The sequence below is a fragment of the Methylorubrum sp. Q1 genome, assembly GCF_004683995.1.
Taxonomy (GTDB): Bacteria; Pseudomonadota; Alphaproteobacteria; order Rhizobiales; family Beijerinckiaceae; genus Methylobacterium.
Map to the genome: position 1 here is coordinate 119105 of NZ_SRHQ01000004.1, position 15538 is coordinate 134642.

Genomic DNA, 15538 nt, shown 5'->3' on the forward strand with positions numbered 1-15538 from the left:
TGAGTGCCATGATCCCGGAGGACGCTGCGGCGGCCGCTGCCTACCGCCTCGTCGCCTTCGACTTCGACGGCACGCTCGCCGACACCTTTCCCTGGTTCTGCGCCAACCTCAACGACGTGGCCGCGCGCTTCCGCTTCCGCCGGGTCGGGGCGGACGAGACCGAACGGCTACGGGGCTTGAGCGCCCGGGCGATCCTGACGGATCTCGGCATTCCCGCCTGGAAGGTCCCGCTGATCGCCCGTCACATGCGTGCCCTCGCGACCCGCGACGCTCCTCGGGTGCGGCTGTTTTCCGGCATTCCGGAGATGCTCGCGGGGCTCGATGCGGCGGGGTTCGCCCTGGCCGTCGTGAGTTCCAACAGCGAGGCGAATGTGCGCTGTGCCCTCGGCGCGTCGGCCGGATCCATCCGGCACTATGCCTGCGGTGCCTCGCTGTTCGGCAAGGCGCGCCACCTGCGCGCGGTCGCGCGGGCAGCGGGCGTCGAACCGGCTGCCATGCTGGCGGTGGGAGACGAGATCCGCGACGCGGAGGCGGCGGCACAGGCCCGATGCGGCTTTGCCGCGGTGGCCTGGGGCTACAACAGCCCCGAGGCCCTGGCCGGTACGAGACCGGCCTTTCTGTTCGCCGGGCCGGGCGCCGTGGCGCGGGCCCTGGTGGGCCCGCCCGGACGCCCTTACTGACCGGCGCGGGCGCCGGGGACGACCGAGGCGCCGGCACCGCTGCCGAACGGCTCGTAGCGGGTCAGGCCGCGGAAGAGCTGGCTGATGAAGGCGCGGTCGGAGCCGCTGGCCGGCGTCGTGCGCTCGATGAAGTCGAACACGCGCCCGTCCTGCAGGCCGTAGAGTGCGACGCGCTCCACCTTCATGCCCTGGTTGAAGTAGACTGCCGTGACCTTCTGGTCCTCGATCTGCTCACCGAGGAACATCACCGTGCGGCGGGTGTTCTGGCTGATATAGTACCAGGACTTGTTGCCGACCGTGGAGACGGTGGACGGGGTGCCGAGGATCTGCAGCACCTGTTCGGCACCCATGCCCGGCTTCACCGTGGCCAGAGCCGCCTGATCGATCTGATAGCCGTGGCGGATATCCTCGCCGATGCAGCCTGATACGCCGATCGCGACGGAGCCGAGAACGGCCGCGCGGGCAAGCGACGAGACGAGACGGCGCGACATCGGCCCCCCTGATTTCATGCCAAAAGGGTCTTCATCCGCGGCGCGTTTCAACTCGCGCGTCTTCGGACTTGCACCCTGGTCCGCGGTTGCCGTACCGCGGGGTTATGGCTTTGACAAGGCAAGCTTGGCCACAGCGTCGGCACATCCGGTGGAACGTATGATCGCGGGCTTATTCCGCCGCGCCGACCGGCGGCGGCGGACGATTCAGTCGCTGCATCGGACAATCGGCGAGGCCGCGCGCCGGCCCGGCCTTTATACGGGGCTCGGCGTGCCCGACACCGTGGAGGGCCGGTTCGAGGCGTTGAGCCTGCACGTGATCCTCGTGCTGCGCCGCCTCGGCCAGTTGCCGCCGCCGGCGGCGGACGTGGCGCAGGATCTGGTCGATTCCGTCTTCATGCAGCTCGACTCCGAGCTGCGCGAACTCGGCATCGGCGACATGGGCGTGCCCAAGCGCATCAAGAAGCTCGGGGCTTCGTTCTACGCCCGGGCCGGAGCCTACGGCGCCGCGCTCGATGCGGGCGACCGGGCCGGGCTGGCCGAAACACTCGCCCGCAACGTCCTCGACGGCGTCGCATCCGAGGCCGCCGGACCGCTGGCATCCTATGTCGAGGCCGCCGCCGCCGCGCTGGGGGCCCAAGATCTCGACGGCCTGCTCGGCGAGGGGCCGCGCTTCCCCGAGCCCGTCGGCGCGGCCGCGATAGACGATTCAGGAGACCATCGATGACGCCGAAGCCCGCAGGGCCGCTCTCCCGCTCCGTCAACGTCGAGCGCCTGCCCAAGGACCGCGCCGAGATCGTCGTCGAGGCGAATCCGGCCGAGTGCGAGGCGCTGGCCCGGGACTTCAAGGTCCCCGCCATCCGCGACCTCGTCGGCCGCTTCACCTTGAGCGGTTCGCTGACCCGGCTGCGCGCCGAGGGCCGGGTCGAGGCCGCGGTGACCCAGATCTGCACCGTGACGCTCGAACCCTTCGAGGCGAAGGTCTCCGAACCCGTCGAGGTCGACTTCACCAATGCCGACATCCTGGAGGGCACCGACGCCGAGGATGTCGATCTCCCCGATCCGATCGTGAACGGGCGCGTCGATTTCGGCGTGCTGACCGCGGAATTCCTGGCGCTCGGCCTCGATCCCTACCCGCGCAAGCCCGGCGTCGCCTTCGATGCGGTCACGGTCGGCGAGGATCCGCTGCCGTTCTCCGATCTCGCGGCACTGCGCGCCAAGCTCGGTGGGGACGAGGGGTGATGGACGGGTCCGCCAGCCCTCCGGCGGGCCTCATCGCGACGACGGGTCAGTTTTTGTTTGCCCGGCGGGGCGCTGCCGCTATTTTGCGCCGCCGATTCCGGGGCCTGTGATGCCCCTTCACGCTCGCTGCCCGCCGGCTTGTCCCGCGGCGCCCCGAAGGAACCATGTCGAACCGCGTTTGCATCTCGCTCGACGCCATGGGCGGCGATCACGGCCCCACGACCGTCGTGCCCGGTGCGGCCATCGCCCGTGAGCGGCACCCTGAACTCCACTTCATCCTGTTCGGTGACGAGGCGGTGGTGCGCCCCCTCGTCGAGGCCGAGCCGCGCCTGAAGGGCGCCGTCGAGATCCGCCACACCACCGTCTCGATCGCCATGGACGACAAGCCGAGCCAGGCGGTGCGCCAGGGCCGGGGCAAGTCCTCGATGTGGCGGGCGATCCAGGCGGTGCGCGACGGCGAGGCCCAGGCCGCGGTCTCGGCCGGTAACACCGGCGCCTTGATGGCGATGTCGAAGATCTGCCTCAAGACCATGGCCGGCATCGAGCGCCCGGCCATCGCCTGCCTGTGGCCGACGGTGCGCGGCGAGAGCGTGGTGCTCGATGTCGGCGCCACCATCGGCACCGATGCCGAGCATCTGGTCGAGATGGCGGTGATGGGCTCGGCCATGGCCCGGATCGTCCTCGACGTCGAGCGCCCGACGGTCGGGCTGCTCAATGTCGGCACCGAGGAGATGAAGGGCAACGAAGCCGTGAAGGAGGCCGCCCGCCTCCTGCGCGAGTCGGAACTCGCCAACTTTTCGTATCACGGCTTCGTCGAGGGTAACGATCTCGGACGCGGAACTGTCGATGTGGTCGTCACCGAGGGTTTCACCGGAAACATCGCCCTCAAGACGGCGGAGGGCACCGCCCGGCAGGTCAAAACCTACATGAAGGCGGCGATGACGCGGACGCTGTCGGCCAAGATTGGTGCCTTCTTCGCACGCCACGCGTTCCGTGAACTCAAAGACAAAATGGACCCGAGCCGCGCCAATGGCGGCGTGTTCCTCGGTCTTGAAGGAATCGTCGTGAAGAGCCACGGCGGAGAGGACACCCGCGGCTTCGCAGCAGCCGTCGATCTTGCTCACGACATGGCGCGCTATGACCTGATGCGGACGATCCGGGATATGCTGGAGCAGACGCCGGCGGTCGCCGCCGGGCTCGAAGCCGGCTTGGTCGAGAAGTGAGAGAAGGACGGATCTGATGGCGCATTCGCGCTCCGTCGTGGTCGGCTGCGGGGCGTATCTGCCCGAGACCGTCGTCACGAACACAGACCTCGCCGAACGCGGGATCGAGACCTCCGACGAGTGGATCGTCCAGCGCACCGGCATCCGCCAGCGCCACATCGCGCGGCCCGACGAGACGACCTCGGTGCTCGGCACCCGCGCGGCGATGGCGGCCCTCGACGATGCCGGGCTCTCGCCTGCCGATATCGATTTCGTGATCTGCGCGACCTCGACACCCGATCACACCTTCCCCTCCACCGCCACCCAGATCCAGGCGGCGCTCGGGATCGAGGGCGGCTTCGCCTTCGACCTCCAGGCGGTCTGCGCCGGCTTCGTCTACGCGGTGGCCACCGCCGACCGCTTCCTGACGACGGGTGGGGCCAAGCGTGCCCTGGTCATCGGCGCCGAGACCTTCTCGCGGCTGCTCGACTGGGAGGACCGTACCACTTGCGTGCTGTTCGGCGACGGCGCGGGCGCCATCGTGCTGGAGGCCCGAGAGGGCGAGGGCACGAGTGCCGACCGCGGCGTGCTCTCGAGCTGCCTGCGCTCGGATGGGCGCCACCGCGCCAAGCTCTACGTCGATGGCGGGCCCGGCTCGACCGGCACCACGGGCAAGCTGCGCATGGAGGGCCGCGAGGTGTTCCGCTTCGCGGTCGGCTCGGTGACCGACGTGATCGAGGACGCCTTCCGCGCCTCCGGCACCACCGCAGACGACCTCGCGTGGTTCGTGCCGCACCAAGCCAACCGCCGGATCATCGAGGCCTCGGCCGACAAGCTCGGCATCGCCCGCGAAAAGGTGGTGCTCACCGTCGATCGGCACGGCAACACTTCGGCCGCCTCGATCCCCCTGGCGCTGGACGCTGCCCGCCGCGACGGGCGCATCCGCGAGGGCGACCTCGTGATGATCGAGGCGATCGGCGGCGGGTTCACCTGGGGCGCCGCGCTCATCCGCTGGTAGGTGACGGGCGCCGGAACGGGCTTGGCCTCCTGTCAACCGCTGTCAACCGCAAGGTTCTGTTGACCGTCGCCCTTCAGCCGATTAGCGTGTTCGATCATAGAGATACACGGCGGGATCCTTTGTCGGGGAACCCGTACGGCATTTGAGCGGAGGCTGCATCCGTACATCCTGAGAAGGATGGCATGGATGTCGAGCAACTCGGCCGGAAGGGGGAGCGGATGGCAAGCAAGACGGTCACACGCGCAGATTTGAGCGAGGCCGTCTACCAGCAGGTCGGTCTGTCACGGGCCGAATCGGCTGCACTGGTCGAGACGGTGCTCGCCGAGATCTGCACGTGCCTATCCTCGGGCGAGACGGTGAAACTGTCCTCGTTCGGCTCCTTCGTCGTGCGCTCCAAGGGCAAGCGCATCGGCCGCAATCCGAAGACCGGTGTCGAGGTCGAGATCGAGCCGCGGCAGGTGATGGTGTTCAAGCCCTCGAACGTGCTCAAGGCCCGCATCAATGGCGGCCACGTCAACGGGCTCGACATGGATGAGGACGAGTGACCCGGCCACGCCGCCCCGGTCCTCCCCCGCACGATCTGGTTTGAGGCGCTGCCATGGGACTGCCGCTGGAATCGCCCGCCCTCGATTCTCCCACCGGTGACGAGCGGAGCGAGAAGAGCCCCGGCGCCTTCCGCACCATCACCGAGGTGTCCGAGGAACTCGGCGTGCCGCAGCACGTCCTGCGCTTCTGGGAGAGCCGGTTCAGCCAGATCAAGCCGACGAAGCGGGCCGGCGGCCGGCGCTACTATCGGCCGGAGGATGTCGATCTCATCAGGGGCGTGAGCTGCCTGCTGCGCGGAAAAGGCTACGCGATCCGCGGGGCGCAGCGCGTCCTCAAGGAGAACGGCGTGCGCTTCGTCCAGGCGCTCGGCCGGGGCGAGGCCGAGGTCGGCGCGCCGACCGGCATCGACCGGGACGAGGAAAGCGTCGAGGCGGCCGCCTCGGATCGCCGGGCGCTCGAGGGGGCGCTCGCCGAGCTGCGTGCCTGCCGGGCCCTGCTCGCCGGCCTCGACGAGGCGGATCACGAGGCTGCCTGAGGCGGGGTCGGCGGCCGCCATCGAATCCCGAAAACTCGCTTGCGCGCAAGGTATTGGCCGGCCTTGCGGATTTCGGCCCACCCTGGCGCTTCGGCCGGCAGATGGAGGCTGAACTTTACCGGTGGAACGGCGTTGAGGCGCCATGGCCCCCCCTCGCTCCCGGATGTCTCCGACCCAGGAACTCATCGCCCGCGTGATGCGGATCGTGCGCGCTTGCCCGGAAGCCGCCAACGAGGTTCTGGAATTGATGTTCCTCGTCAGCCAGATCGAGGCTTCGACCACGGTCGATCGGGAATACCGGGACGCGCGGCGGGTCATCAGCCGGCTGCGTGCACCGCTCTGGGATATGGGGCCGGCCGATCGGGAGACGCTGCTCAGGGCCGCCGATACCATCCGCCGCGCCTGCGATTTGGGCGATGGGGACATTCCGGCTGCACCCTTCGCCGACCTCGGCGAACGCGAGCGCGTCGAGAAGGCGCTGACGCAGGCGCTCGCCGGTCATCTCGATGATGCGCAGATCGCGCGGGTCACCGGCACGGTCGCCGCTGCGCTGCAGCACTGAGCAGGCGCCGCGATCGGCAAGATTCGAAGAGGCAAGCCTCGACGCGGGCCGGCGCCCTCCCCACATCCTCGTCGGCGGCCGGCCGCTCTTCGGCGGGTCGCCCGACGACGCTCAAGGAAACGCCGATGGATCTGCCGACCACTGCCAAAAGACCGGCCACTCGACCGATTGCGGCGCTGCCCACTGCCTTCGCCGCGGCTTGGCTCTGTCTCGCCGGGCCCGCCCTGGCCCAGACCACCGTCACCAAGAGTGAGACCGTGCCCGCCGGCAAGCAGGCGCGCCTCGTGATCGTGCCGAACCTGAAGAAGGATTGCTCGGCCGGCCCGATGCCGGAGATCAAGGTGGTGACGCCGCCGAAATCCGGCTCGCTCATCACGAAGGCCGGCAAGCTGAAGACGCCGTCCAAGTACCGCTGCCCCAACAAGGACGCCGAGGTTCAGGCGATCTTCTACCAGCCCAACAGCGGCTATACCGGCTCCGACGGGGTCGTCGTCGAGATCAAGAATTCCGACGGCGAGATCGAGAAGCGTGACATCCGCATCACCGTTGGCAAGGACGACAAGTCCAAGGACGAGAAGAAAAGCGGCACCGATCTCTGATCGGATGGACCATTTCGTGCATGGCAATGCCGCGATGCAGCAATTCCGACGGATTTCAGGAGCTTCCGGTCTTCGGCCGGAGGTTTCTGCCTCCGGTTCGAGGCCGGTCAAGCTCGGGCTAAATCCCGACCAGCTTTGAGTGTGTCCCGTTTCACACGCAAGACAGACCTCCTGTGGGCGGTGCGACAAAACCCGCAATGTCAGTTGCGTTCGACCCGAGACAGGATGAAGCTGTCATCAGCCTGAAGGGGGTGTTCGAATGCCGCTGCACTCGACGAACGACCTGTTCCAGAGCTTCGCTCGCGGTTACGAAGCGCGCCGCGACACGGAGATGACGCTCTCCGAGTACCTGGAAGCCTGCCGCGACAATCCTCTGATGTACGCCTCCGCGGCCGAGCGCATCCTCGATGCGATCGGCAAGCCGGAGATGGTGGACACCGCCAAGGATGCCCGCCTCGGCCGCGTGTTCATGAACCGCACGATTCGGACCTACCCGGCCTTCTCCGAGTTCTACGGGATGGAGGAGACGATCGAGCGGATCGTCTCGTTCTTCCGCCACGCCGCGCAGGGGTTGGAGGAGCGCAAGCAGATCCTCTACCTGCTCGGCCCCGTCGGCGGCGGCAAGTCGTCGCTCGCCGAGCGCCTCAAGGCGCTGATGGAGATCCATCCGGTCTACGTATTGAAGGCCGGCGACGAGGTCTCGCCCGTCTTCGAGAGCCCGCTCGGCCTGTTCGATCCGGAGGTCATGGGCCGGGAGATCGAGGAGCGCTTCGGCATCCCGCGCCGCCGCCTCACCGGCCTGATGAGCCCCTGGGCCCTGAAGCGCCTCGACGAGTTCGACGGCGACATCTCCCGCTTCAAGGTGATCAAGGTGCGGCCCTCGCGCCTGCGCCAGATCGCCATCGCCAAGACCGAGCCGGGCGACGAGAACAACCAGGACATCTCGTCTCTCGTCGGCAAGGTCGACATCCGCCGGCTCGAGACGCTGTCCCAGGCCGACCCGGACGCCTATTCCTACTCGGGCGGCCTCAACCGGGCGAACCAGGGCGTTCTCGAATTCGTCGAGATGTTCAAGGCGCCGATCAAGATGCTCCACCCCCTGCTCACGGCGACGCAGGAGGGCAACTATGTCGGCACCGAGAATATCGGCGCGATCCCCTTCACGGGCGTGATCCTCGCCCACTCGAACGAGGCCGAGTGGCAGTCGTTCAAGACCAACAAGAACAACGAAGCCTTCATCGACCGCATCTACGTCATCAAGGTGCCCTACTGCCTCCGCGTGACGGAGGAGCAGCGCATCTACGAGAAGCTGATTTCCGGCTCGGAACTCTCCACCGCCGCCTGCGCGCCGGGCACGCTGGAGATGCTGGCCCGCGTCTCGGTGCTCTCGCGGCTTCGCGAGCACGCCAACTCGAACCTGTTCTCGAAGATGCGGGTCTACGACGGCGAGTCCTTACGCGAGGTCGATCCCCGCGCCCGCTCGATGCAGGAATACAAGGATACCGGCGGCGTCGACGAGGGCATGGACGGGATCTCGACCCGCTTCGCCTTCAAGGTGCTGGCCGCGACCTTCAACCACGATACGACCGAAATCTCGGCCGATCCGGTCCACCTGATGTACGTGCTGGAGCAGGCGATCCGGCGCGAGCAACTGCCGCCGGAGACCGAGAAGCGCTATATGGAGTTCATCAAGACCGAGCTGGCGCCGCGCTACGCCGAGTTCATCGGCCACGAGATCCAGAAGGCCTATCTCGAATCCTACCACGATTACGGTCAGAACCTGTTCGACCGCTACATCGACTACGCCGACGCCTGGATCGAAGATCAGGACTTCAAGGACGCCGAAACCGGCCAGCTCCTCAACCGTGAGCTCCTCAACCAGGAGCTGACCAAGATCGAGAAGCCCGCCGGCATCGCCAACCCGAAGGATTTCCGCAACGAGGTCGTGAAGTTCGCGCTGCGCTCCCGGGCGCAGCACGGCGGGCGCAACCCGTCCTGGACATCCTACGAGAAGTTGCGCGAAGTGATCGAACGGCGGATGTTCTCTCAGGTCGAGGAACTGCTGCCCGTGATCTCCTTTGGATCAAAGAAGGACAGCGACACGGAGAAGAAGCACGGCGAGTTCGTCGATCGCATGACCGACCGGGGCTACACCGAACGGCAGGTCCGGCGACTCGTGGAATGGTACATGCGGGTGAAGCAGGCGGGCTGAGGCCAAGTCCTCCGGCATCCGCCGCCGCACTTCCGCACCTTTGTCCCCGAGCGGGGACGTGAGACTTGAAGGCGCTGAGCGACCCCGGATGCACATCGTCGACCGTCGGCTCAATCCAGGTGGTAAGAGCCTCCCGAACCGCCAACGCTTCCTGCGCCGGGTCAAGGACGTCGCACAGCGCGCGGTTCGGGAATCCGCCCGCGAGAAGGATATCAAGAACCTCGGCAAGGACGGGCGCATCACCGTGCCCGGCGACGGGGTGCGCGAACCGCGCTTCTCGCGCCAGCCGGGCACGGGCCATCAGGACTACATCCTGCCCGGCAACAAGACCTATGTGGAGGGCGACCGCATCGAGCGCCCGCCGGGCGGCGGGGGAGGCGGCGGCTCCGGCGAGGGCGGGGATGGTGGCGAGAACGGCGAGGACGCCTTTCACTTCGTCCTGACGCGCGAAGAGTTCCTCGACCTCTTCCTCGAAGACCTCGAACTGCCCGATCTCGCCAAGCGGCGTCTGGCGGTGGTCGAGACGGAAGGCCTGCGGCGGGCCGGCTATACCGTCTCGGGTTCGCCGGCCAACCTCGCCCTGTCGCGCACGCTGCGCAATTCCATGTCCCGGCGCATCGCCCTCAAGCGGCCGAAGCTGGAGGAGGTGGCGGCCCTGGAGGCCGAGATCGCCGCGGCTGAGATCGCCAGGGATCCGCGCCTGCCCGACCTGAAGCTCAAGCTGCTCGAACTGCGCGAGCGCTCCAAGCGCATCCCCTATGTCGATCCGATCGACCTGCGCTTCCGCCGGTTCGAGCCCTATCCGAAGCCGATCGCCCAGGCCGTGATGTTCTGCCTGATGGACGTCTCGGGCTCGATGACCGAGCACATGAAGGATCTGGCCAAGCGCTTCTACATCCTGCTGCACATCTTCCTGACGCGCCGCTACAAGCACGTCGAGATCGTCTTCATCCGCCATACCGACAAGGCGGCCGAGGTGGACGAGGAGACCTTCTTCGGTTCCCGCGAGACCGGCGGCACGCTGGTCTCCTCGGCGCTGGTCGAGATGAAGCGCATCGTCACCGAGCGCTACTCGCCGGACGACTGGAACATCTACGCCGCCCAAGCCTCGGACGGCGACAACGTCTCCTCCGACGGGCCGACCTCGACCGAATTGCTGCGCGCGCACATCCTGCCGGCCTGCCAGCACTTCGCCTATCTCGAAGTCGGCGACGAGAACGGCCCACGCGCCGGCTTCGTCGAGCACCGCACGACCCTGTGGCGGACCTACGAGGCCTTGGCCAAGGCCGGCGAGCCGCTCGCCATGCGCAAGGTGAACCACCGCCGCGACATCTACCCCGTGTTCCGCGAGCTGTTCGGCCGCAAGGATGCGCGGGCGGAGGCGGAGCGATAGGCTTCCCCGCGAGGGGAGGCGAGACAGCGTCGAAGAGAAGGGCCGACATGGTCGCGAGCCTGAGCCGCACGAAGTCGACAGCACCCAAACCGGGCGAGCTGTTGTTTTCCGGCAATGACTGGGACTTCGAGACGATCCGGCGCATCCACGATGCCTGCGAGGCGGTGGCCGGGCCCGAACTCGGCCTGTCGTGGTACCCGAACCAGATCGAGATCATCACCGCCGAGCAGATGCTCGACGCCTATGCCTCGATCGGCATGCCGCTGTTCTACAAGCACTGGTCCTTCGGCAAACACTTCGCTCAGCAGGAGGCGAGCTACCGCCGCGGCCTGATGGGGCTCGCCTACGAGATCGTCATCAACTCCGATCCGTGCATCTCCTACGTCATGGAGGAGAACACGGCGACGATGCAGACGCTGGTGATCGCCCACGCCGCCTTCGGCCATAACCACTTCTTCAAGAACAACTATCTGTTCCGGCAGTGGACCGATGCCGAGGGCATCCTCGACTATCTCGACTTCGCCAAGAGCTACATCGCCCGCTGCGAGGAGCGCTACGGGCATCAGGCGGTCGAGCACGTGCTCGACGCCGCCCACGCCCTGATGAGCCAGGGCGTCCACCGCTATCCCCGCAAGAAGCGACCCGATCTGGCGAGCGAGCAGCGGCGCGAGCGCGAGCGCGAGGAGCACGGCGAGCAGATCTACAACGACCTCTGGCGCACGCTGCCGGCCAAGGCCGGCGCGGCCAAGGGCGACCCGGCCCTGGAGCGGCGCAGGGCGCTCTTGGAGCTGCCCCAGGAGAACATCCTCTACTTCTTGGAGAAGGTGGCCCCGCGCCTGCGACCCTGGCAGCGCGAGATTCTTCGGATTGTCCGGCTCGTGGCGCAGTACTTCTACCCGCAGCGCCAGACCAAGGTGATGAACGAGGGCTGCGCCACCTACTGCCACTACCGGATCATGAATTCCCTCTCGCAGAAGGGGCAGCTCAGCGAGGCGGCCTATCTCGAGTTCCTGACCTCGCACACCAACGTCATCCGCCAGCCGAATTTCGACGACCGCTCCTTCGGCGGCCACAACCCCTACGCGTTGGGCTTTGCCATGATGCAGGACATCGCCCGCATCGTGGAGCAGCCGACGGACGAGGACCGGGACTGGTTCCCCGACATCGCCGGGACCGGCGACGCCATGGGCGTGCTGCGCGATTGCTGGGAGAATTATCGCGACGAGAGCTTTATCGCGCAGTTCCTGAGCCCCAAACTCATGCGCGACATGCGGCTGTTCCACGTCGTGGACGATCCCGACGAGCCGGAGATGCGCGTCGCAGCGATCCATGACGAGCGCGGCTACCGCAAGATGCGGCGCTCCTTCGCCCGCCAATACGACGTGGCGTGGCTCGACCCCGACATCGAGGTGGTGGACGTGGATCTCGAAGGCGACCGCCGGCTGATCCTCCACCACAAGGCGCTCAACCGCATCACCCTGCAGCGGGAGGATGCCCGCCGCGTGCTCCAGCACCTCGCCGACCTCTGGGGCTACGACGCGGTGCTCAAGGAGGTCGATCCGGCCACCGGCGCGGTGCTGGTCGAGCACTCAGCGAGCGCGCGGCCGATCTTCTTCTGATTTTTTGGGCGCTGGCCCGGCCGCTCCCATCCGATCCTCGATCTCATCCCGAGGTGGCGGCGCGGAGCGTGGCCCTCGAAGGATCGTCCAGGGATCGGGCGGGCACGGGAGCACCCTTCGAGGCCGCTTCGCGGCACCTCAGGATGAGGGTGGGAGGTGGAGTGGTGCGATCGAAGCTGCGTTCAGAGCGATAGGATCGCCGATCCGGCGTCGCGCGCTTGCGCCGTGAAGCGCACGCGGCCTCCTTCCAACGCGGCGCCGCCGCCCGCGATCAGGGCCAGCGCTGCCGGGTAGAGCCGGTGCTCCTGAACGATCACGCGGGCGCTCAGCGTGTCGGCGTCGTCGCCCGGCAGCACCGGCACGGCGGCCTGGGCCACGATCGGGCCGGCATCGAGTTCCGGCACGACGTAATGCACCGTGCAGCCATGCAGGCGCACGCCCGCTTCCAGCGCGCGCTCATGGGTGTGCGTGCCCTTGAACAGCGGCAGCAGCGAGGGGTGAATGTTGATCATCCGGCCACCCCAAGCCTCGACGAAGGCGTCGGTGAGGATGCGCATGAAACCGGCGAGTACGATCAGCTCGATGCCCGCTTCGTCCAGTTCCGCCTGGAGCGCGGCGTCGAAGCGGGCGCGATCGGGGAATGCCTTGTGGTCGATGGCGTGGGCCCGGATGCCCGCCGCCCGCGCGCGGTCGAGGCCGGCGGCGTCGGGGCGGTTCGAGAGCACGAGCACGATCTCGGCCGGATAGTCCGGCGCGCGTGCCGCCTCGATCAGCGAGACCATGTTCGAGCCGCGACCCGAGATGAGGATCGCGACGCGCTTCTTCGGGGTCGGAGCGCTCACAGGGCGAGTTGCCCCGTGAAGGTCACGGCTTCCGCCCCGCGCTCGGTGATGTGCCCGAGCCGGACCGGCGCCTCGCCGGCCTCGGTCAACGCGTCCGCCACGGCGTCGGCCGCGTCGGCGGCGGCGACCACCACCATGCCGATGCCGCAGTTGAAGGTGCGCAGCATCTCCGCTTGCGCGACCCCGCCCTCGCGCGCGAGCCAGCCGAAGACCGGCGGCACGGCGATGGCCGAGAGGTCGATGGCGATGCCGACGCCGTCGGGCAGGACGCGGGGGAGGTTGTCGGGGAAGCCGCCGCCGGTGATGTGGGCGAGCGCCCGGATGCCGCCGGCCCGCTTCAGGGCGGCGAGCAGCGGCTTCACGTAGATCCGGGTCGGCTCCAGCAGCGCCTCGCCGAGGCTGCGGCCGGGCGCGAACGGCGCGTCGGCGTCGTAGCCGAGGCCGGTCTTGGCCACGATCCGCCGCACCAGCGAGAACCCGTTCGAGTGGACGCCCGAGGAGGGCAGGCCGAGCACGACGTCGCCGGGCAGGATGCCGGGGCGCGGCAGCAGCGTGCCGCGCTCGGCCGCGCCCACCGAGAACCCGGCGAGATCGTAGTCGGCGCCGTCGTAGAGGCCCGGCATCTCGGCGGTCTCGCCGCCGATCAGCGCGCAGCCCGCCTGCCGGCAGCCCTCGGCGATGCCGCGCACGATGTCGGCGCCGACGCCGGGCACCAGCTTTCCGGTGGCGTAATAGTCGAGGAAGAACAGCGGTTCGGCGCCCTGCACGATGATGTCGTTGACGCACATCGCCACGAGGTCGATGCCGATCGTGTGGTGGCGTCCGGTCTCGATGGCGATCTTCACCTTGGTGCCGACGCCGTCATTGGCGGCGACCAGGATCGCGTCCTTGAAGCCGGCCGCCTTGAGGTCGAACAGGCCGCCGAAGCCGCCGATCTCGGCATCCGCCCCCGGCCGGCGGGTGGCGCGCACCAGCGGCTTGATCGTCTCGACGAGCGCGTTGCCCGCGTCGATGTCGACGCCGGCCTGCGCGTAGGTGAGCCCGTTTCCGTCCTGCGCCGTCATCGCCGCCCCGTCGTCCGGTAATCGCTGGTCATGCCAAAACCCGCTGCCACATCGCGGCGCGATTGGCCACTGTCACCGGCGCGGGGCGGCATGTTCGGGCACAGCATCATTCCGGCCCCTGGGCGAAAAGCGCCTCGATCGGTGGCCCCGGTTGCCATGGTGCCCGAGTCGTTCGAGGCGAGGCGGTGATCGAACGCCTTCCCGCTGCGCGCGGCAAGCTCCGCCATGCGAGGTCCGCCTTGACCGGGCGCGCCCCGCTTCCCACTGTCCGCGCCGGACGGATTGACGGGGGACGGCATCTCGATGCGTGGGCGGGCAATCATCGGGCTGTCGATCCTCGCGGTCGTCGTCTTCCTGCTCTACGAGCTGCGCGAGGTGATGCTGCCGTTCGTGGCGGGGCTGGCACTGGCCTATCTGCTCGATCCGCTGGCCGACCGGCTGGAGCGGCTCGGCCTCGGCCGGCTCGCCGCGACCCTGCTGATCCTGGCGGGCTTCGTCGTCGGGCTCGTGGTGGTGCTCATCATCGTTGTGCCACTGATCGCCGGGCAGATCGCCTCGCTCGTCAACGCCCTGCCGGGCATGGTCGGGCGGTTGCAGAGCATCCTCGTGGAGCGGGCCGGGCCGCTGCTCCAGCGCATCGGCGGGGCCGAGGTCGTCAACGAGCTGCAATCCTCCGTCGGCACGCTGGTCGGGCAGGGCGGTACGTGGTTCCTGGCCTTCCTCAAGTCGCTCTGGACCGGGAGCCAGGCGCTCGTCTCCATCGCCTCGCTGCTCGTCGTCACGCCGGTCGTCGCCTTCTACGTGCTGCACGACTGGGACCGGATGATCGCCGCCCTCGACGGTTGGGTGCCTCCGCGCCACCGTCCGACGGCGCGGCGGCTCGCGGGCGAGATCGACGGGGCGGTGACCGGCTTCGTGCGCGGCCAGAGTCTCGTCTGCCTGATCCTCGGCTCGTTCTACGCGATCGGCCTGTTCTTCGTCGGGCTGAACTTCGGCGTCCTGATCGGGATGATCTCGGGCTTCCTCACCTTCATCCCCTATGTCGGCACGCTCACCGGCTTCCTGCTCTCGGTCGGCGTCGCCCTGGTGCAGTGGTGGCCCAGCGGGGACTGGCTGCATATCGGGCTGACCGTCGGGGTGTTCCTCGTCGGGCAGTTCCTCGAAGGCAACGTGATCTCGCCCAAGCTCGTGGGCGATTCGGTCGGCCTCCACCCGGTCTGGCTGATGTTCGCGCTCCTCGCCTTCGGCTCGCTGTTCGGCTTCCTTGGGCTCCTGCTCGCGGTGCCGGTCGCCGCCTCGATCGGTGTCGTCGTGCGCTTCGGCATCGAGCGCTATCTGGAGAGCAAGCTCTACCGGGGCGACGGGCCGCTGCTGATCGGGGAGTCGGGGAACTCGACGCTGCCCGCCCGCGATTGATCGCGCGGCGGCGGCGGAGAATCCCGCGCCGACGACCCTTCCCGATAGCCGGAGGCAGTGCGGGCGTTCGCCGGGCGCTCGTCTCCCGACTCGTGTCGAGCAACTTGGTGTAAGGTGCGA

General features: G+C 68.1%; 17 protein-coding genes. 13 read left to right on the plus strand and 4 right to left on the minus strand.

Annotated features, from left to right (window positions below):
* The first annotated feature begins 8 nt into the window (after nt 1-8).
* A complete protein-coding gene (locus E4V01_RS05790; RefSeq protein WP_135297765.1) occupies nt 9-680 on the plus strand; it encodes an HAD hydrolase-like protein in 672 nt (223 codons plus the stop codon).
* Here E4V01_RS05790 and E4V01_RS05795 read toward each other — a convergent pair.
* A complete protein-coding gene (locus E4V01_RS05795) occupies nt 674-1171 on the minus strand; it encodes an outer membrane protein assembly factor BamE (protein WP_003597998.1) in 498 nt (165 codons plus the stop codon). The genes E4V01_RS05790 and E4V01_RS05795 overlap by 7 nt on opposite strands.
* 157 nt (nt 1172-1328) lie before the next feature.
* Here E4V01_RS05795 and E4V01_RS05800 point away from each other — a divergent pair, with 157 nt between their 5' ends.
* The 11 genes from E4V01_RS05800 to E4V01_RS05850 all read left to right on the plus strand — a co-directional run bounded on the left by E4V01_RS05800 (nt 1329) and on the right by E4V01_RS05850 (nt 12096).
* On the plus strand, nt 1329-1895 hold the full coding sequence (locus tag E4V01_RS05800) for a ubiquinol-cytochrome C chaperone family protein (RefSeq protein ID WP_135297693.1): 567 nt from the start codon (nt 1329-1331) through the stop codon (nt 1893-1895).
* On the plus strand, nt 1892-2410 hold the full coding sequence (locus tag E4V01_RS05805) for a DUF177 domain-containing protein (RefSeq protein ID WP_135297694.1): 519 nt from the start codon (nt 1892-1894) through the stop codon (nt 2408-2410). The genes E4V01_RS05800 and E4V01_RS05805 overlap by 4 nt, the downstream gene beginning before the upstream one ends.
* Nucleotides 2411-2574: 164 nt before the next feature.
* A complete protein-coding gene (gene plsX / locus E4V01_RS05810) occupies nt 2575-3633 on the plus strand; it encodes a phosphate acyltransferase PlsX (RefSeq protein ID WP_135297695.1) in 1059 nt (352 codons plus the stop codon).
* A gap of 16 nt (nt 3634-3649) precedes the next feature.
* The gene (locus E4V01_RS05815) at nt 3650-4630 is read left to right on the plus strand and encodes a beta-ketoacyl-ACP synthase III (protein ID WP_060769626.1); all 981 of its coding nucleotides are present in this window, start codon (nt 3650-3652) and stop codon (nt 4628-4630) included.
* 218 nt (nt 4631-4848) lie between these two features.
* Entirely contained in the window at nt 4849-5175 is a 327-nt protein-coding gene (locus tag E4V01_RS05820) for an integration host factor subunit alpha (RefSeq protein ID WP_135297766.1), read from the plus strand.
* 53 nt (nt 5176-5228) lie between these two features.
* On the plus strand, nt 5229-5711 hold the full coding sequence (locus tag E4V01_RS05825) for a MerR family transcriptional regulator (RefSeq protein ID WP_135297696.1): 483 nt from the start codon (nt 5229-5231) through the stop codon (nt 5709-5711).
* A 142-nt stretch (nt 5712-5853) separates the two neighbouring features.
* Nucleotides 5854-6273 (plus strand): hypothetical protein, encoded by a 420-nt coding sequence (locus tag E4V01_RS05830; protein WP_135297697.1) that lies wholly within the window; start codon nt 5854-5856, stop codon nt 6271-6273.
* A gap of 125 nt (nt 6274-6398) precedes the next feature.
* Entirely contained in the window at nt 6399-6872 is a 474-nt protein-coding gene (locus E4V01_RS05835; protein WP_135297698.1) for a 4-aminobutyrate aminotransferase, read from the plus strand.
* Between the two features lie 259 nt (nt 6873-7131).
* Entirely contained in the window at nt 7132-9084 is a 1953-nt protein-coding gene (locus E4V01_RS05840; RefSeq protein ID WP_060769630.1) for a PrkA family serine protein kinase, read from the plus strand.
* Between the two features lie 88 nt (nt 9085-9172).
* A complete protein-coding gene (locus E4V01_RS05845; RefSeq protein WP_060769631.1) occupies nt 9173-10477 on the plus strand; it encodes a YeaH/YhbH family protein in 1305 nt (434 codons plus the stop codon).
* Between the two features lie 47 nt (nt 10478-10524).
* Nucleotides 10525-12096, plus strand: coding sequence for a SpoVR family protein (locus tag E4V01_RS05850; protein WP_060769632.1), 1572 nt, complete (start codon nt 10525-10527; stop codon nt 12094-12096).
* A gap of 182 nt (nt 12097-12278) precedes the next feature.
* Here the strand turns inward: E4V01_RS05850 and purN are convergent, their stop codons facing one another.
* From purN to E4V01_RS25995, 3 genes are read right to left on the minus strand one after another with little or no spacing between them, the layout of a single operon-like run.
* Entirely contained in the window at nt 12279-12938 is a 660-nt protein-coding gene (purN, locus tag E4V01_RS05860; protein WP_135297700.1) for a phosphoribosylglycinamide formyltransferase, read from the minus strand.
* Nucleotides 12935-14002 (minus strand): phosphoribosylformylglycinamidine cyclo-ligase, encoded by a 1068-nt coding sequence (purM, locus tag E4V01_RS05865; protein WP_060769634.1) that lies wholly within the window; start codon nt 14000-14002, stop codon nt 12935-12937. The genes purN and purM overlap by 4 nt, the downstream gene beginning before the upstream one ends.
* Nucleotides 13999-14229 carry a hypothetical protein gene (locus E4V01_RS25995; protein ID WP_135297701.1) on the minus strand — a complete coding sequence of 77 codons (231 nt, stop codon included), beginning with the start codon at nt 14227-14229 and terminating at the stop codon, nt 13999-14001. Before E4V01_RS25995 ends, purM begins: the two co-directional genes overlap by 4 nt.
* Nucleotides 14230-14305: 76 nt before the next feature.
* On the opposite strand from E4V01_RS25995, the gene E4V01_RS05875 reads away from it, so the two are divergent.
* Complete coding sequence (locus E4V01_RS05875) at nt 14306-15418, plus strand: AI-2E family transporter (RefSeq protein ID WP_135297702.1); 1113 nt, start codon at nt 14306-14308, stop codon at nt 15416-15418.
* The last annotated feature ends 120 nt before the right edge of the window (nt 15419-15538 follow it).